Here is a 17,219-nt window from a genome sequence, read left to right on the forward strand (position 1 = left end):
AGCCGGTGGCCGTTCATCTATGCGGGCACCATCCCGATGCCGGAGCAAACCCCCGGATCAGGTCGAACCCGTACACCATCTCCCTGGACGCAACCCGCTACGTGATCGCCCCGGAGGCAGCTGGGCAGGGTGTGATCAGATCTCGGCCCTTCGTATCGTATGCGGCGGATTTCACCTGCGCGGTCTGCAACAGGCTGCGGCCGTGGCAGACGACCAGGTGATCGGCGGAACAGTGCGCGTCATCGGCGCGCAGGCCGCGGGGCGCGCCCCCGGTGCCTCCCCCGGCTGCCCGGCCGGGCGAGGACGGTAAGCCTCTTGTCCTTCGAGCGCCACGTCTGCCACGGTCTGTTCGCCGGCCGCGACCAGTCCGAAGGCGTGGGAGCTCTCTCCTGAACAGGCCTCTCCGCCCTTCGCTTTGGGAGAGACGTCGACGGGGTGGAGCCAGGATCATCCTGGCTCCACCCCATGATGCGGGGTGTCACTGGAACTGTGCGAAGAACCTCCAGATCTCTGCTTTGGTCCAGGTGGCGACGCCGCTTTCGCCGGAGGAGCCGTCGACCGGACCGGGTATGTGGCCTCCGTCGAACGCGGCCCACTGAACCGGGTATCCGGCACGGCAGCCCGAGTAAGTGGTGGTGATGTGCGTTCGACTGCCCGGCGCGGGCTCGCGCGGGCTCTGGGGGGTGCAGCCGTTGTTGCTGACGAATTTGTCGCGCAGGGACCGTCCTTGCGCGATGTTGAGGACGGAGTCGCTGATGCCGTGGATTCCGAAGTAGGCGATGGGCTGGGTGCCGCCGCTGCATCCGCTGATCTGAGCCCCGGATATGACCGCGACGGCCCTGAAGACGTTCGCCCGGCTGCATGCGAGTGCGTAGCTCATACCGCCGCCCCAGCTGAATCCCGTGGCGAAACGCTGTGCCGGGTTGACACAGAGGCCGCCCTCGATGCGCCGGATCATGTCGTCGACGAAGGTGATGTCCTCACCGCCCGCATTGGCCCAGCCGTTGCCGAGGCCCTGGGGGGCGACGAGGATCGCGCTGTTGTTCGCCTGTTCCTGTTGGCCGTAGTAGGACCAGGCGTTCCCGCTCGTGCCGCCCGAGGCGACGTCGCCGGCGGTTCCGCCCCGCCAGTGGAACGCGAAGATCAGCCGGTAGCGGTGGCTGTTGTCGTAGTTGGCGGGAACCCTGAGGATGAAGCTGCGGCTCTTGCCGCCGCTCTGAATCGTGTGCGTACCGCTCGCCAGAGTCGGAGCGCTGCCGCATCCGCCGCCGCCACCGGACGACAGCTTGACCAACTGCCATTGCTGGTTGGCGCCGCCCCAGTCGGTGTACTGGACGACGTTGCCTCCGTCGGCGGTGGAGGCGCCCTGCACCTCCACCGCCTTGCTGCTGGTGCGGTTGACCAGCCGGACGTGGCCCGCGTCGGAGTCGGCCAGGCGGAACTGCTGGTTGGCCCCGTTGTGGTCGGCCCACTGCTGGATCGCGGCACCGTCCGCGGTCGAGGCGCCTGCCACGTCGAGAACCTTGCCCGAATGCCGGGCCTTGAGACGGTAGAAGCCGTCGCCGGAGGCCACGAACTGCCACTGCTGGTTGGCTCCGTCGGTGCGCGACCACTGGCTGACCCGCGCGCCGTCGGCGGTGGACGCGCCGGAGACGTCCAGCGCCTTGCCGCTGTTGCGATTGACCAGGACGTACCAGGCATTGGTGTCCACCGTCGCCGCCTCGGCGGGCGCCGGATTCACCGCGTTGAGCATGCCGATCGCGAGGGTCGCCGCCAGCACGGCGGCGATCCGGGACCACCAGCGATGTCTTCCTGGAGGGACGAGACGAGCCGCATCGTAGGCCGTCATCGATTCACCCTTTCGTTTGTGGCCGGCCTCATCAGGTGCGGGTCCAGCGTTGGTTGCTGCCGTTCGAGCAGGAGTAGAGCTGGATCAGGGTGCCGTTGGCGGTGCCGCCCGCGGCGGCGTCGAGGCAGAGGCCGGATTGGACGCCGACGATCGTTCCGTCGGAGTTGAGGCGCCATTTCTGGTTGTCGCCGCCCCAGCAGCTGTAGATCTGGACTTTGGTGCCGTTGCCGGTGCCGGCGGCGTCCAGGCACTTGTTGCCGTAGACCCTGAGCTCACCGGCGGCGGTGTGCGTCCACTGCTGGTTGGTGCCGTTGTGGCAGTCCCACAGGTGGAGCTGGGTGCCGTCGGTGGTACTGGTGCCGGGCACGTCCAGGCAGCGGCCCGACCCGACGCCCTTGATCTGTCCGGAACCCGAAGGGGGCGTGGAGGAACCGCCGTTGAGTGCGTTGAGGACGGCGGTGTAGGCGGGCTTCTTGCTGCCGTCGCCGTTGAACAGCAACGGCGTGTGCTGCGGTCGCCAGGAGTCGGAGTCGCGCACACCCCAGACGGTGATGCCGAGGCAGCGCGGTACGGCCAGGCAGTCGTTGGTCACGTTGGCGTAGGTCGTGGCCGAGGCGCCCTGGATGTCGAGTTCGGTGATGGCCACGTCGACGCCGAGGGCGGCGAAGCTCTGCAGGGTGGTGCGGAAGTTGCTGTTGTAGGGGCTGTCGTTGTTGAAGTGCGCCTGGAAGCCGACGCAGTCGATCGGTACGCCGCGCTGCTTGAAGTCCCGGACCATGGCGTACATGGCCTGGGTCTTGGCCCACGTCCAGTTCTCGACGTTGTAGTCGTTGTAGCAGAGCTTGGCGGCCGGGTCGGCGGCGCGCGCCGTGCGGAAGGCGACCTCGATCCAGTCGTTCCCGGTGCGCTGCAGGTTGGAGTCGCGCCGGGCTCCCGAACTGCCGTCGGCGAACGCCTCGTTCACGACGTCCCACTGGACGATCTTGCCCTTGTAGTGGGCCATCACGCCCTTGATGTGGTCGATCATCGCCTGGCGCAGCGCGCTGCCGCTGAGCGCCTGCATCCAGCCGGGCTGCTGGGAGTGCCAGGCCAGGGTGTGGCCGCGCACCTGCTTGCCGTTCTGCACCGCCCAGTTGTAGACGCGGTCACCGGCGGTGAAGTTGAACTGGCCCCGTTGCGGTTCGGTGGCGTCGATCTTCATCTCGTTCTCGGCCGTCACCGAGTTGAACTCACGGCCCGCGATCGCCGTGTACGCCGAGTCGCCCAGCCTGCCCGAGGCGATGGCGGTACCGAAGTAGCGGCCGCTCTGCGCCGCCGCGGCGCCGAGCGTGCTCTCTGCGGCGTGCGCGGTCGGCGGCGCGACCAGTGCGGTGACCGCACCGAGGACGCCGACGACCAGCGCCAACAGCAGGCCGCGGATCTTCCGGCGGATAGCGGGTCTGGGAAGGGCATACAGGCCCATGGCTGTGCCTCCAAGGTAGACATCACGGATTGACTGGAGCGCGGGGAAAGGGGCGTCCGCTCCCACTCGGCAAACGGATCCCACTCGACGGACGGACGGGGCGGGGCGGAAGCCGGGCCGCACGGAATCACCGGACGCCGAGGTCATGGGACCAGGACGATCTCAACCGGCACGGACGGCGATCGGTCGGCCGCCGGGTGACGTACGGCGGGCGGCAGCGGTGTGTCGACACAGGCACGGTGGCACTCCATCGCGGCTCAGCCGGGGGCCGTCACGCGGCGTCGCGTACCTCTCCGACTGCACGGAGAGCCAGGATGCGCTGGTGCGAACCTCACCGGAACGAAACGGGGTGGCGCAGGTGCTTCGGTGCGCGGATCTGCGGTGCAGCTGTGCGTGATCTGCCGTGCGGCACGGTTTGCCCAGGGTCGGCGTAGTTCGAAATCGCGAACTATGGCCGGTCACTCAGAGAGGGATGTTGAAGGATTGACAGTAACTCGTCAATACTCCTCGCGGAGAAAGTTTCCGTTCCTCGTACGCAACTTTCGAACCCTTCGAGCCGGACGATGAATCCCATCGGTGCCGCCTTCGGCAGATCCCGTAGGGCCTGCGCAGGGACCGGGACGAGCGTGCGGACGCTACTTGCTCACCCATCCTCCCTGTATGGACGCTTGAACTGACGAGCCGTATCGCGAACTCCCGGACTGCTTCCGGCCGGCGCGGCGGCTCGCCGAGCCACCCGGGGGAGGATCTGTTTGTGGACAGATCGGCAACAGACCTTGACCAGAGGGCCCCGCATTCCTAGCTTGTGGCGTCACAGGATCGGGGGACTCTTCGAATGTTTCGAAACTCCCCTTCCCCTCGATTCAGCCGCTTCTCGGTTCATCGGCGTCACCTCGCCCCACCCCCAAGGAGGCCCTCTGATGTGGTTTCGCCACCCACCCCCGGTTCGAATGAGACGCTTACTCGCCGTCCTTTCGCCCTTGCTGCTCGTGGCCACCTTCCTCGGTGCCCAGCCCGCCAGCGCGGCGACCGTAGACCCCAACGCCTCGTATGTGCTGGTCAACCGCAACAGCGGCAAAGCCCTCGATGTCTACAACTTGGCGACCGGCGACGGCGCCCGCATCACCCAGTGGACCAGGAACGATCAGAACCAGCAGCAGTGGCAGTTCGTCGATTCCGGGGGCGGCTACTACCGCATCAAGTCCCGGCATTCGGGCAAGGTGCTGGATGTCCACAACTGGTCCACCGCGAACGGCGGCTCGATCGTCCAGTGGGCCGACCTGAACGCGACCAACCAGCAGTGGAGGCTGGCCGACAGCTCCGACGGCTACGTGAGGCTCATCTCGCGCCACAGCAACAAGGCCCTCGAAGTACAAGGCGCCTCCACCGCCGACAACGCGAACATCGTCCAGTACGACGACTGGGGTGGCAGCAACCAGCAGTGGCAGTTCGTCAAGGTCGGCGCCGGCAACCCCGGCACGTGCGATCTTCCGTCGTCATACCGCTGGACATCAACGGGCGCGCTGGCGCAGCCCAAGCCGGGGTGGGTCTCGCTCAAGGACTTCACCGTCGTCCCCTACAACGGCAGGCAACTCGTCTATGCGACGACGCACGACACGGGGACGCGCTGGGGTTCGATGAACTTCGGCCTGTTCACCAACTGGTCGGAGATGGCCTCGGCCAGCCAGAACACGATGTCGAATTCCACCGTCGCGCCCACGCTCTTCTACTTCGCGCCGAAGAACATATGGGTGCTCGCCTACCAGTGGGGCGGGACCGCCTTCTCCTACCGGACGTCGAGCGACCCCACCAACCCGAATGGCTGGTCATCGGAGCGGGTGCTCTTCTCCGGAAGCATCTCCGACTCCGGAACAGGACCCATCGACCAGACGCTCATCGGTGACGGGACGAACATGTACCTGTTCTTCGCCGGTGACAACGGCAAGATCTACCGGGCCAGTATGCCGATCGGGAACTTCCCGGGCAGCTTCGGCTCGACCTCGACAGTGGTCATGAGCGATACGAGGAACAACCTGTTCGAAGCGCCGCAGGTCTACAAGCTGCAGGGCCAGAACCGCTACCTCATGATCGTCGAGGCGATCGGCGCGCAGGGCCACCGCTACTTCCGCTCGTTCACGGCCACCAGTCTGAACGGCTCGTGGACACCCCAGGCCGCGACCGAGACCAATCCTTTCGCCGGCAAGGCCAACAGTGGCGCCACCTGGACCAACGACATCAGTCATGGCGAACTGATCCGCACCAGCCCTGATCAGACCATGACCGTCGATCCCTGCAATCTGCAGTTGCTCTACCAGGGGCGCAGCCCCAACTCAGGCGGCGACTACGGCCTCCTCCCCTATCGTCCGGGTCTGCTGACACGGCAGCGCTGACGGTATGACACGGGTCCGGCTCCGGTAGGGAGCCGACGTGGCGGGCTCGGCTGAAGGCCGAGCCCGCGCGCGTCAGGCGACAACGTCAGCCCTCAGGCGCGGGCCTCGCGGTACCGCCACGAACCACTCACCAAGATCTGGACCGGGTGCGGCCCAACGCAGCGCGGCACTCGACGTTTTCACTCTTTGTCGCAGGTCAGAAGTGAGGTCAGGTGAGTACCACCAGCAGACGAAGAACCTGCTGGTGTCGTACTGACCGAAGAAGCCAGGTCGTCGCGCGCTCTTTCTCCGCCGTGCCGGCCAGCGCGGTCCCATGGGTGGGCGACGGAAGCCAGAGCGGGCGGCGCCAGGACGACCTGTCTGCCCAGTTGACCGGTGGCGAAGTGCGGCGTGTGCGCTCGATGGTGGCGCAGGAAACACGTCCGGGGTGAGCCACGTCGCATCGGAGCGGGTGAGACTTGCTATGCAACGAGTTGCATAGCACGATCGTCGTCATGGCGCTCGAGCACGCGATCCTGGTGTCGCTCTTGGAGAAGCCGGGATCCGGCTATGAGCTGGCCCGGCGTTTCGACCGGTCCATCGGCTACTTCTGGACCGCGACCCACCAGCAGATCTATCGCGTGCTCAGGCGCATGGAGAACGACGGCTGGGTCGAAGCCCGGGACGTGCCGCAGCAAGGCCGGCCGGACAAGAAGGAGTACTCCGTCGCCGACCTCGGCCGGGCCGCACTGTCCTCGTGGCTGCACGATCCGATCGAGCCGGAGAGCGTCCGCCACGACCTGGCGGTGAAGATCCGGGGTGTCGCCTTCGACGACCCGGCCGCCCTGATCCGCGAGGTGGAGCGGCACCGGCAGGCGCACCGGGACCGGCTGGCGCGGTATCTCGCGGGCGAGGAGCGGGACTTCACGGGGCCCGAGGCGAGCGCGGCCGCTTCGCAAGCGCCGCTCGACGCGGAGCGAGAGCTCCAGCACGTCGTACTGCGCGGCGGCATCGCGTACGAGCGGATGATGATCGACTGGCTGGACGACGTGCTCGCCACGCTGGCCCGGTTCGGCCCTGGCCGCTGACCGCCACCGCCACCGCCACCGCACTCACACCCGCACCCGCACCCGCACCCGCACCCGCACCCGCACCCGCACCCGCCAGTCTCCTCGCCCCCGGCTCCTCAGCCGCCAGATCTCCCGTTCCCCATCCATCCACAGCCGAAAGGGACCCTCACCATGGCTGACCAGCTGCTCTTCAACCCGCGCACCTACGACCCCGCGCACTTCGACCCCGAGACGCGCCGCTTGCTGCGCGCCACCGTCGACTGGTTCGAGGAGCGCGGGAAGCGGCAGCTGATCGAGGACTACCGGACCCGCGCGTGGCTCGGTGACTTCCTCGCCTTCGCCGCGAAGGAGGACCTGTTCGCCACCTTCCTGACGCCGTCGTCCGCCGCAGGGGAGGAAGAGCCCGACAAGCGGTGGGACACCGCCCGTATCGCCGCGCTCAACGAGATCCTCGGCTTCTACGGCCTGGACTACTGGTACGCCTGGCAGGTCACCATCCTCGGCCTCGGGCCGGTCTGGCAGAGCGACAACGCCGCCGCCCGCGCCCGCGCCGCGGAACTCCTCACCCAGGGTGAGGTGTTCGCGTTCGGCCTGTCCGAGAAGGCCCACGGCGCCGACATCTACTCCACCGACATGCTGCTCGAGCCCGACGGCGACGGCGGCTTCCGCGCCACCGGTTCCAAGTACTACATCGGCAACGGCAACGCCGCCGGGCTCGTCTCCGTCTTCGGCCGCCGTACCGACATCGAGGGCCCCGACGGCTACGTGTTCTTCGCCGCCGACAGCCGTCATCCGGCCTACCACCTGGTCAAGAACGTCGTCGACTCGTCCAAGTTCGTCAGCGAATTCCGCCTGGAGGACTATCCCGTAGCGGCCGAGGACGTCCTGCACACCGGCCGCGCCGCCTTCGACGCCGCCCTCAACACGGTCAACGTCGGCAAGTTCAACCTGTGCACCGCCTCGATCGGCATCTGCGAGCACGCGATGTACGAGGCCGTCACCCACGCCCACAACCGCGTCCTCTACGGCCGCCCCGTCACGGCCTTCCCGCACGTGCGGCGCGAGCTGACCGACGCCTACGTCAGGCTCGTCGGCATGAAGCTGTTCAGCGACCGCGCCGTCGACTACTTCCGCTCCGCCGGCCCCGACGACCGCCGCTACCTGCTCTTCAACCCGATGACGAAGATGAAGGTGACCACCGAGGGCGAGAAGGTCATCGACCTGATGTGGGACGTCATCGCCGCCAAGGGCTTCGAGAAGGACAACTACTTCAGCCAGGCGGCCATCGAGATCCGCAGCCTGCCCAAGCTGGAGGGCACGGTCCACGTCAACCTCGCGCTGATCCTGAAGTTCATGCGCAACCACCTCCTCGACCCGGCCGAGTACCCCGGCGTGCCGACCCGCCTCGACGCGGCCGACGACGACTTCCTGTTCCGGCAGGGCCCCGCCCGCGGCCTCGGCTCGGTGCGCTTCCACGACTGGCGCCCGGCCTTCGAGGCGTACAAGCATCTGCCCAACGTCGCCCGCCTGCGCGAACAGGCCGACGCGCTCCGCGAGTTCGTCGCCACGGCAGCCCCCGACGCGGAGCAGAGCCGCGACCTCGACCTCGTTCTCGCGATCGGCCAGCTCTTCGCGCTCGTCGTGCACGGGCAGCTCGTCCTGGAGCAGGCCGCCCTGACCGGTCTCGACGAGGACGTGCTCGACGAACTCTTCGCCGTCCTCGTACGGGACTTCTCCGGGCACGCCGTCGAACTGCACGGGAAGGACTCGGCGACCGAACAGCAGCAGGAGTGGGCGTTGGCCTCGGTCCGCCGCCCAGTCATCGACACGGCACGCACGGAGCGGGTCTGGCAGCGGGTCGAGGCGCTGTCCGGCGCGTACGAGATGGCCCCGTAGGCACGCCGTACGCACGACTGGTGGCCGGGCCGCTTGGGCCCGGCCACCGGTCCGTGAGGGTTCGGCTCCCGTGCGGGACATGGAAAACACCCGCCCCAACACCCCACCGATGCCGCCGGCCCAAGGTCACAGCCCGTTGTCTTTGTGTCCTGGGACCGGAGGTTCCGGGGGCCGGGCGGGCTGCTCCGGAGTTCGCGGGTCGCCGAGGGGGAAAGCGGTACGGCGGACGAGGGCTGCTGCCCCTCCTGCGGCTCCGGCTTCCCGGCCCCCGCCCCGCGCTTGGTGGTCGTCCACGCTGGCTCACCTCGACTTGTTCGCTCATTGATCAGTCCGGGTGAAGTTGGGGCGGCACGCCGAGCCCGGTCCCGGCCGTCGATCCACCGTCATCGGGATACCTCGTTCTCCCGGCATCGCGCGGCCCGCGACAGCCTTCGCGCCCGCGGGGCCGAGGCGCTCCCGGAACCGGCGCGCCCATGACGGCCTCCGGTGTCACTGTGGGCACGCCGAGCGTCTTCCCCGGCCGACGCGCCTGCGCGCCCGCGCGCGCCCGGCAGCGCTGCTTCGCAGGCCGCGAGCAGCGGCGCCTGGTCCGCTCGGGGTTCAGACGTGCAACGAGCGGTAAGCCGCCACCGCCCCGGGGTGCAGGGCGCGTCAGTCCGGCCTCCGGGCCCGCTCCCGTGTCGCGGCGCTTCGATCGGCGGGTACCCAGAGGACCTGGTGACCCGACCTGGTCGCCGGAATGGCCACGGACGCCCCCATGGCGCCCGGGTGCAGCACGGTCAACGTGGTCACTGCTTACCTTCCTGTCGGCAAGTCGGGCCGTCCGCCGGGCGGTCCGGCGGACGGCGTGAGAACCGGTCAGCGGGTCGTGCCGGCCATCTCCCTGACCGGCGCGTCGGTGGCGTCGAGGCTGCGCAGGATGTCCTCGACGCGCTGCTTGGCGTCGCCGAAGAGCATCTGGGTGTTCTCCCGGAAGAACAGCGGGTTCTGCACACCCGCGTACCCGGTCGCCATGGACCGCTTGAAGACCACGACCTGAGCCGCTTCCCACACATGCAGCACCGGCATCCCGGCGATGGGGCTGGCCGGGTCCTCGGCGGCGCCCGGGTTGACGGTGTCGTTGGCGCCGATGACCAGCACGATGGAGGTGGCGGGGAAGTCATCGTTGATCTCGTCCATCTCCAGGACGATGTCGTAGGGCACGTTGGCCTCGGCCAGCAACACGTTCATATGCCCCGGCAGTCGGCCCGCGACCGGATGGATACCGAAGCGCACCTCGACGCCCCGCTCACGCAGCTTGCGCGCCAACTCCGCGACCGGGTACTGGGCCTGGGCGACCGCCATCCCGTACCCCGGGGTGATGATCACCGAGGAGGCGTCACGCAGCAGTTCCGCGGTCTCCTCAGCACTGATCTCGCGGTGCTCCCCCTGCTCGCCGCCGTCGCTCGCCACCACCGTCTCGCCCCCGAAACCGCCCGCGATGACCGAGAGGAAGGAGCGGTTCATCGCCTTGCACATGATGTACGACAGGTAGGCGCCGGAGGAGCCGACCAGCGCGCCGGTGACGATGAGCAGGTTGTTGGCGAGGAGGAAGCCCGAAGCCGCCGCGGCCCAGCCGGAGTAGCTGTTGAGCATCGAGACCACCACCGGCATGTCACCGCCCCCGATGGACGCGACCAGATGCGCGCCGAGGGCGAGCGCGATCACCGTGACGGCGATGAGCAGGCCCATGTGGGGGCGGGCGACGAACGCCACCGTGAGGCCGACGAACGCGACGAGCGCGCCCAGGTTGAGGGCGTGTCTGCCTGGCAGCATGAGCGGACGGGACTTGATCCGCGCCGACAGCTTCAGGTAGGCGACGACGGAACCGGTGAAGGTGACCGCGCCGATGAACACCCCGATGAACACCTCGGCGTGGTGGATGCGCAGCAGTGAACCGCTGAGCTCGGGGTCGACGTCGAGGTAGCCGTTCCAGCCGACGAACGCGGCGGCGAGGCCGACGAGGCTGTGCATGATGGCGATCAGCTCGGGCATGCCGGTCATCTCGACCACCCGGGCCCGCCACAGTCCGATGCCCGCCCCGACCGCCGTGGCCACGGCGATCAGCACGAGACCGGTGACGGTGATGCTGCGGGAGGCGAGTCCGACGGTGGCGGCCAGGGCGATGACCATGCCGGCTATGCCCCAGACGACCCCCGCGCGGGAGGTGCGATGCTGCGACAGTCCGGCCAGGCTGAGGATGAACAACAGCGCGGCGACGACGTAGGCGGCCTCTGCGGCCGTAGCGGTGGTCATCCCTGATCAGCCCTTCGAGAACATGCCGAGCATCCGGCGGGTCACGGCGAATCCGCCGAAGACGTTGATACTCGCCAGCAGGATCGCGGCGAACGACAGCACAGTCACAGCGGTATTGCCGTGCCCGATCTGCAACAGCGCACCCACCACGACGATCCCCGAGATCGCGTTCGTGACCGACATCAGCGGGGTGTGCAGGGCATGGTGCACATGACCGATCACGTAGAAGCCGATGACGATCGCCAGGACGAACACCGTGAAGTGAGCGATCAGTTGAGGCGGCGAAAAGGCCGCCACCAGAAAGAGCGCACACGCACCGGCACCGACGAGGGCGTACCCCGACCACGCGGAGCGGGTCGGCTTCGCCGGCACCTCGGACGCCGTGGCCGGTTCCTGCCCCTGGGCAGGAGCGGGAGTGGGCGCGGCGGACACCTGCACCGGTGGCGGCGGCCAGGTCTTCTCGCCCTCGCGCACGACAGTCATCGACCGCTGCACCACGTCCTCGAAGTCCAGGACGAGCCGGCCGTCCTTGCCCGGGGTCAGCAGCTTCATCAGGTTGACGAGGTTGGTGCCATACAGCTGCGACGCCTGGGCCGGAAGCCTGCCCGGCAGGTCGGTATAGCCAATGATCGTCACATCGTTGTCGGTGACGACCGCCTTCCCCGCAACCGTGCCCTCGACATTGCCGCCCTGAGCCGCAGCCATATCGACGATCACACTGCCCGGCTTCATACGCGCCACATCCTCAGCAGTGATCAGCCGAGGAGCCGGCCGGCCCGGGATCAACGCGGTGGTGATGATGACGTCGACATCGGCCGCCTGCTCCGCGTAAAGCCGCGCGGCGAGCCGGTTGTAGTCGTCCGAAGTGGCCTTCGCGTAACCGTCGCTGCTGACGTCCTGCTCGGCCTGTTCAGGACCTACCTCAAGGAACTCCCCGCCCAGCGAGCGCACTTGCTCAGCGACCTCAGGCCGCGGGTCCGTGGCACGGACCACAGCGCCCAGGCTGCGCGCCGCACCGATCGCCGCCAGCCCGGCCACACCCGCACCAGCCACCAGCACCTTCGCCGGCGGCACCTTCCCGGCAGCGGTCACCTGACCCGTGAAGAAACGCCCGAAAGCATGCGCCGCCTCCACCACAGCCCGGTAGCCAGCGATATTCGCCATCGAACTGAGCACATCCAACGACTGAGCCCGCGAGATACGCGGCACCGCATCCATCGCCAGCACAGTGACCGGCCGCCGCGCCAACTCCTCCACCAACCCCGGGTTCAACGCAGGGCCGATCAGCGCGACCAGCGTCACTCCGTCACGCAGCCGGCCGATCTCCTCACTCGACGGACCATTGACCTTCAGCACGACCTCCGCCGACCACGGGTCACCCAACCGGGCACCCGCCTCCTCGTACGCCGCATCCGAGAAACGGGACAACTCCCCCGCCCCCGGCTCCACCACCACGTCGTACCCCAGCGCGACAAGACGCCCCACAGTGGCCGGAGTCGCCGCCACCCTGGTCTCGCCCGCAGTGGACTCGGCGGGTATGCCGATCCGCTGGGCTTGCTGTTCCGGCTCCCGTTCCGATGGGACCATCGTCTTCCTCTCTGATCGGGTTCGCCCCCCGCCCGAAGGTCTGCCCTCCCTCAGCCGTCGGGAAGCCGAGGTTGATGTCCCCGTGGGACGGGTCGAGCCAGCGCCGGGCGGCGCCCTTGGTGGTACCGGCGTCGGTCAGGTCGAGGCCTTGAGTGCTCGTTCGACGAAGGCCTCATTGCGTGAGGAAGGAAGGAGTGGCGATGCGCCACTTTCCCGTCACCGGGGTGATTTCGGTGGCCCACACCGGATAACCCATCTGCCGGGAATGGCCGGCATCACGGATACCACCAGAAATGACGGCGCCGGCCTCACCCTGCCGCTTGCCCGTCTGCGCCGAGATACCGCCCACATCAGTCGAATCCGTCCGGGCTGATCTCTCCGGTCGGCTCCAATAGCACGTCTTCGACGGGAGCGTCTATCATCGCGGCGAATATCCTTTCCACGTCTCGCATCTCGGACGCCCGTCACCGACTGCAATCCGCGCGGTAACAGCCCGGCCCGTCCGGCGCGTTCGTGCTGATAGCGTGACCCAGAGCTCCGAACGGGTCCAATTCACAGTCTGGGGGTATCGCCATAACCCAGGTGAATAACGTACGGCTCGACCTCAACCTGCTCCTGGTCATCGAAGCCGTCATGCTCGAGCGGAAGTGACACGCGCCGCGACCAGCCTGTCGATGAGCCAGCCGGCCGTCAGCAACGCCCTGCGGCGTGCCCGCAAACTGATGCAGGACCAGTTGTTTCTCAGGGTCTCCGACGGCGTGCAGCCGACATCGCGGATGCTGGCCATCTGGCCCGAGCGCCATCGGTCGCTGGCGACGATCCGGTCCTCGATCGCGCCCCAGCACTTCGCCCCCCGGACGGATCCGACCGGTTTCCGGCTCTCGGTCACGGACAGCCTCGCGTCCGAAGCGGTGTGCGGCATCACGCTGAAGCTGAGAGAGAGTGCGCCCTATGCCCGCGTGGCTTTCGCGTTCCACACCAATGCCAGCTCACTGGACGGTATTGGACGCGGCACGTTGGACTGCTCGGTCGGCATGTTTCCCGCACTTCCTCGCGACATCCACGTGCGGGTTCTTCGCACAGAGCACTATGTGTGCGTGATGCGCCGCGGGCACCCGTTGACGCAGAAGATGACTTTGGATCAGTTCGCGGTGGCCGACCACGTGTTGGTCACGCCATCAGGCATGGATCTGGGCGTGGTCGACGGCTGGCCTGCAGAGTCGCACACGCACCATCGCGGCCGTCGTCAATCACTTCGCCGACGCATTGCGGATCGTGGCGAAGAGCGACCTTCTGACGTGCGTGCCGAGCGGATTCGTCGAAGGGCATGGTCGATCTCTCATCGCCGAGCACGAGTTGGAGGTCGCCCCGTTGCCCTTCGAAAGCGAGAGGCTGGCCTACAAACTCATCTGGCACGCTCCCGGCGCGTCGGCCAGGACCACGCCTGCTCCCGATGCCGTCACTACCTCGTCGGCCAGACCAGGGCCTGAGCGATGATGACGCGTTCGCCGTTGAAAGTGACGGCGGGACCTTCGTACAGTTCGAAGCCAAGGCCGAACGCCTCGCTCACACGCCGGCAGAACGTCTCGTCATCCGGGCCGGTCAGGACTCGATAGGTGGGCAGTCCGTCTGGTGGTGTGCTCATGAGGCGAGGATCTCAGACTCATCCGATCTCATCCGATTGCCTGTCGGTGGCTCTGTGCATGGGTCTGGTCCGGCTCAGGCCAGCACGCGATAGGTCAGGTGTGTGACCAGACTCGCTGACCGAGACCCCACCTGCTCCAGCCTCAGCGGCGGGACGCCCTCGAACAGCCGTGTGCCCGCGCCGAGCGTGAGCGGCACGATGTGCAGGCGCAGTTCGTCGATCAGGCCGGCGGCGAGGTACTGGTTGATGGTGGTCGCGCCGCCCTGGATCGCGACGTCGCCGTCGCCGGCCGCCGCACGTGCCTGAGCCAGGGCCGAGGCGATTCCGTCGGTGACGAAGTAGTACGTCGTGCCGCCGTCCATCGGCTGCGGCTCGCGTGCGTGATGGGTGAGCACGAACACCGGGGCGTGGAACGGCGGATCGTCGCCCCACCAGCCCTTCCACCGCCGATCCCACGCGCCGCGCACCGGGCCGAACATGTTGCGCCCCATGATGAATGCCTTGGCGGCGGTCATCTGGTCGACCTCGGCCCTGTTCTCGTCGGGGGTGTCGAACATCCAGGCGTGCAGCTTGTCGCCCGAGCCGTCGCCACCGTCGTCGCCGAACGGGCGTTCCTCGGTCTGGTTGAGGCCGGCCGAGTACCCGTCGGCCGAGATCGTGATGTCGCAGACCACCCTGCCCATGCGTTTGGTCACCGCCTTCTCCGCGTCGTCGCGGCCTCCGTCGCCACGGCCGTCGTCATAGCATCACCCGTCGGCCTCCACCGGGAAACGCCCCGGCCTCGCGTGCATGGGCCGTGACCACCGTGGCACCCGGTCATTCATGAGCACGACCAGAACGCCAGGCGTACAGCGAAACCGAGCCGTCACCGCCGTCTTCACCTGGCAGGTGCGGCCCGGCCGGGAGGCGCAGTTCGAGGAATGGACGCACGGTGTCACACGGGTCGCCTCGAAGTTCCCGGGCAGCGAGGGTGTCGTCTGGGTCCGGCCCGAGGAGGGGCACCTGTTCCACGCCATCGCGCGTTTCAGCGACCCCGAACGGCTGAAGGCGTGGCTGGTCTCCCCCGAGCGAGCGGCATGGCACCGGCGGATCGCCGACATCGCGACCGAGGTCAGCAGTGAGCGGCAGGCCACGACCGGCATGGAGACCTGGTTCAGCCTGCCGGGCACGACCGTGCACTCCCCGCCCCGCTGGAAGATGGCCCTGACCACCCTGCTGGCCGCCTACCCCCTCGTACTCCTGCTGCAGTGGCTGGTCGTGCCCGCGACCACCGACTGGCCTCTGCCGCTGCGCGCCGCGCTCTTCCCGGCCGTACTCCTGCCGTCCCTGACCTACCTGATCATGCCGTCGCTCAGCCGACTGCTCAGGCTGTGGCTGTATCGCCCACCGTCCTGATACGACGAGCGGCCACTCAGCAGCACGGTTCGCTGCCCCCTACGGGCCCGGCTTGACGGTCTTCATCGTGAAGTGCGAGGTCACGTTCTTGATCCGGGGAATCGTCATGACTCGTCGGCTGAGGAAGGTCTCGTAGGCCGGCAGATCGGCGACAGCCACGCGTACGAAGTAGTCGGGGCTGCCGAACAGCCGCCGCAGCTCCCGTACTTCCTCCGCCTGCGCGAGGGTCTTCTCGAAACGCTCGACCGTCTCCGCGTCCTGCGCCTCGAGACTGAGGTCGATCAGGACCTCGAAGGAACGGCCCACGGAGGCCGGGTCGATCACGGCCCGGTAGCCGCGGATGACCCCGTCGGCCTCCAGCCGCTGCACCCGGCGCAGACAGGGGCCGGTGGTCAGCCCGACCCGCTGGGCCAGCTGCACGTTGGTCAGCCGCCCGTCCTGCTCCAGCTCGGCAATGATTGCCTTGTCGATCGCGTCCACAGTCAGAATGTTGCCGGAAGCGGGCCAGTCACTGCAATATTCGCAACCATCTGCCACGGCTTCTACGGGACGATGGACCCGTGCGACACGACGTACTCCCCCATCCGGCCGCCCCGGCGCCGACCACCCGCCGCATACAGATCGCCCAGGGTGTCCGCGACTCCTTCTCCGCCGGCCTCGGCATCTTCCCCCTCGGTATCGCCCTCGGTCTGCTGATCATCCAGGCCGGGCTGCCCTGGTGGCTCACCCCCGCCCTCTCCCTGGCCGCGTTCGCCGGTTCCCTGGAGCTGTTGCTGGTGGGCATGACGGCCACCGTCACACCGCTTGCCGCGGTCGCCCTCACCGTCCTCGTGGTCAACTTCCGGCACGTCTTCTACGCCTTCTCCTTCCCGCTGTACCTGGTCAGGCACCCGGTGGCCAAGGCGTACGCCGTCTACGCCATGATCGACGAGGTGTACGCCGTCAACGCCTCCCTGCCCGAGCACGAGCGTTCGGCGCCCCGGCTGCTGGCCATGCAGATCGCCTGTGAGGCGTACTGGGTCGGCGGCGGTCTCATCGGCGTCGCCCTCGGCGCGGCCCTCCCGGCCCCCGTGAAGGGCTTGGAGTTCGCCCTGTGCGCCCTGTTCACCGTGCTCACCCTGGACGCGTTCCGCTCCCGCAAGGAGCTTCCGTCCCTGCTGCTGGCGGGTGCGAGCGTCACGGTCGCCCTGATCCTCACCCCGGGCATGGCCATGTTCACCGCACTGCTGCTGTTCGTCGGCCTGCTCCTGGCCCGCCACGCCATCGCCGCCCGCCGTACCTGCCAGGAGGCCACCGGTGCCTAGCACGTCGTATCTCGTCGCCGTCCTGGCGATCGTCTTCGCCATCACCCTCGCCCTGCGCGCCGTCCCCTTCGCCGTGCTGGGCCGACTGCGCGGCTCGGCGGTCGTGCGCCACCTGGCGGTGTGGATGCCGGTCGGCATCCTCGCCATCCTCGCCGTGACCGCCCTGCACGGCACGGTCACGGCCGACCCGCACGGCACCTGGTACGCGCTGCTCGCCGTCGCCGTCACGGCCGGCGTCCACCTGACCTTCGGCCGTCGCACCATCCTCAGCGTGGGCGCGGGCACGGTCGTGTACGTCGTCCTGCTGAACGCCCTCTGAACCCCGCAGCCGGCCTCCGCACATCCGT

At 68.1% G+C, this 17,219-nt stretch carries 15 protein-coding genes; 7 read left to right on the forward strand and 8 right to left on the reverse strand.

Translation table 11 applies throughout. The features are described from left to right. Positions 1–478 precede the first annotated feature (478 nt). Both ACIREI_RS31730 and ACIREI_RS31735 read right to left on the reverse strand, forming a co-directional pair. Entirely contained in the window at positions 479–1,780 is a 1,302-nt protein-coding gene (locus ACIREI_RS31730; RefSeq protein WP_403340674.1) for an RICIN domain-containing protein, read from the reverse strand. Positions 1,781–1,880: 100 nt separating this feature from the next. Further along, entirely contained in the window at positions 1,881–3,311 is a 1,431-nt protein-coding gene (locus ACIREI_RS31735; RefSeq protein ID WP_403340068.1) for an endo-1,4-beta-xylanase, read from the reverse strand. Between the two features lie 920 nt (positions 3,312–4,231). On the opposite strand from ACIREI_RS31735, the gene ACIREI_RS31740 reads away from it, so the two are divergent. The 3 genes from ACIREI_RS31740 to ACIREI_RS31750 all read left to right on the forward strand — a co-directional run bounded on the left by ACIREI_RS31740 (position 4,232) and on the right by ACIREI_RS31750 (position 8,646). Next, a complete protein-coding gene (locus ACIREI_RS31740; protein ID WP_403340071.1) occupies positions 4,232–5,701 on the forward strand; it encodes a non-reducing end alpha-L-arabinofuranosidase family hydrolase in 1,470 nt (489 codons plus the stop codon). A gap of 494 nt (positions 5,702–6,195) precedes the next feature. Further along, a complete protein-coding gene (locus ACIREI_RS31745; protein WP_403340073.1) occupies positions 6,196–6,768 on the forward strand; it encodes a PadR family transcriptional regulator in 573 nt (190 codons plus the stop codon). A gap of 153 nt (positions 6,769–6,921) precedes the next feature. After that, complete coding sequence (locus ACIREI_RS31750; protein WP_403340076.1) at positions 6,922–8,646, forward strand: acyl-CoA dehydrogenase family protein; 1,725 nt, start codon at positions 6,922–6,924, stop codon at positions 8,644–8,646. 858 nt (positions 8,647–9,504) lie between these two features. On the opposite strand, the gene pntB is transcribed toward ACIREI_RS31750, so the two are convergent. The 3 genes from pntB to ACIREI_RS31765 all read right to left on the reverse strand — a co-directional run bounded on the left by pntB (position 9,505) and on the right by ACIREI_RS31765 (position 12,877). Continuing rightward, positions 9,505–10,941, reverse strand: a complete 1,437-nt coding sequence (pntB, locus tag ACIREI_RS31755; protein WP_403340079.1) for a Re/Si-specific NAD(P)(+) transhydrogenase subunit beta — start codon at positions 10,939–10,941, stop codon at positions 9,505–9,507. A 6-nt stretch (positions 10,942–10,947) separates the two neighbouring features. Further along, positions 10,948–12,528 (reverse strand): Re/Si-specific NAD(P)(+) transhydrogenase subunit alpha, encoded by a 1,581-nt coding sequence (locus tag ACIREI_RS31760; protein ID WP_403340081.1) that lies wholly within the window; start codon positions 12,526–12,528, stop codon positions 10,948–10,950. A 172-nt stretch (positions 12,529–12,700) separates the two neighbouring features. Next, on the reverse strand, positions 12,701–12,877 hold the full coding sequence (locus ACIREI_RS31765) for a hypothetical protein (protein ID WP_403340084.1): 177 nt from the start codon (positions 12,875–12,877) through the stop codon (positions 12,701–12,703). A gap of 298 nt (positions 12,878–13,175) precedes the next feature. Here ACIREI_RS31765 and ACIREI_RS31770 point away from each other — a divergent pair, with 298 nt between their 5' ends. Further along, entirely contained in the window at positions 13,176–14,018 is an 843-nt protein-coding gene (locus ACIREI_RS31770) for a LysR substrate-binding domain-containing protein (protein ID WP_403340086.1), read from the forward strand. Here the strand turns inward: ACIREI_RS31770 and ACIREI_RS31775 are convergent. Further along, positions 13,991–14,173, reverse strand: a complete 183-nt coding sequence (locus ACIREI_RS31775) for a DUF1737 domain-containing protein (RefSeq protein ID WP_403340089.1) — start codon at positions 14,171–14,173, stop codon at positions 13,991–13,993. The two genes, ACIREI_RS31770 and ACIREI_RS31775, sit on opposite strands and share 28 nt — an antisense overlap. Positions 14,174–14,247: 74 nt before the next feature. Then, entirely contained in the window at positions 14,248–14,868 is a 621-nt protein-coding gene (locus ACIREI_RS31780) for a dihydrofolate reductase family protein (RefSeq protein ID WP_403340091.1), read from the reverse strand. A 127-nt stretch (positions 14,869–14,995) separates the two neighbouring features. On the opposite strand from ACIREI_RS31780, the gene ACIREI_RS31785 reads away from it, so the two are divergent. After that, positions 14,996–15,568, forward strand: coding sequence for an antibiotic biosynthesis monooxygenase (locus ACIREI_RS31785; protein ID WP_403340093.1), 573 nt, complete (start codon positions 14,996–14,998; stop codon positions 15,566–15,568). Positions 15,569–15,607: 39 nt separating this feature from the next. Here the strand turns inward: ACIREI_RS31785 and ACIREI_RS31790 are convergent, their stop codons facing one another. Then, the gene (locus ACIREI_RS31790) at positions 15,608–16,048 is read right to left on the reverse strand and encodes an Lrp/AsnC family transcriptional regulator (protein ID WP_403340096.1); all 441 of its coding nucleotides are present in this window, start codon (positions 16,046–16,048) and stop codon (positions 15,608–15,610) included. A gap of 80 nt (positions 16,049–16,128) precedes the next feature. On the opposite strand from ACIREI_RS31790, the gene ACIREI_RS31795 reads away from it, so the two are divergent. Next, positions 16,129–16,872, forward strand: a complete 744-nt coding sequence (locus ACIREI_RS31795; protein WP_403340098.1) for an AzlC family ABC transporter permease — start codon at positions 16,129–16,131, stop codon at positions 16,870–16,872. Then, positions 16,865–17,191, forward strand: a complete 327-nt coding sequence (locus tag ACIREI_RS31800) for a branched-chain amino acid transporter permease (RefSeq protein ID WP_403340101.1) — start codon at positions 16,865–16,867, stop codon at positions 17,189–17,191. Before ACIREI_RS31795 ends, ACIREI_RS31800 begins: the two co-directional genes overlap by 8 nt. Positions 17,192–17,219: the final 28 nt, after the last annotated feature.

This window comes from Streptomyces sp. NPDC093591, assembly GCF_044764885.1.
Lineage (GTDB): Bacteria > Actinomycetota > Actinomycetes > Streptomycetales > Streptomycetaceae > Streptomyces.

Coding starts and splice junctions, on each gene's coding strand:
- ACIREI_RS31735 (WP_403340068.1), bottom strand. CDS start 3,311: ATGGGCCTGTATGCCCTTCCCAGACCCGCTATCCGCCGGAAGATCCGC.
- ACIREI_RS31740 (WP_403340071.1), top strand. CDS start 4,232: ATGTGGTTTCGCCACCCACCCCCGGTTCGAATGAGACGCTTACTCGCC.
- ACIREI_RS31745 (WP_403340073.1), top strand. CDS start 6,196: ATGGCGCTCGAGCACGCGATCCTGGTGTCGCTCTTGGAGAAGCCGGGA.
- ACIREI_RS31750 (WP_403340076.1), top strand. CDS start 6,922: ATGGCTGACCAGCTGCTCTTCAACCCGCGCACCTACGACCCCGCGCAC.
- pntB (WP_403340079.1), bottom strand. CDS start 10,941: ATGACCACCGCTACGGCCGCAGAGGCCGCCTACGTCGTCGCCGCGCTG.
- ACIREI_RS31760 (WP_403340081.1), bottom strand. CDS start 12,528: ATGGTCCCATCGGAACGGGAGCCGGAACAGCAAGCCCAGCGGATCGGC.
- ACIREI_RS31775 (WP_403340089.1), bottom strand. CDS start 14,173: ATGAGCACACCACCAGACGGACTGCCCACCTATCGAGTCCTGACCGGC.
- ACIREI_RS31785 (WP_403340093.1), top strand. CDS start 14,996: ATGAGCACGACCAGAACGCCAGGCGTACAGCGAAACCGAGCCGTCACC.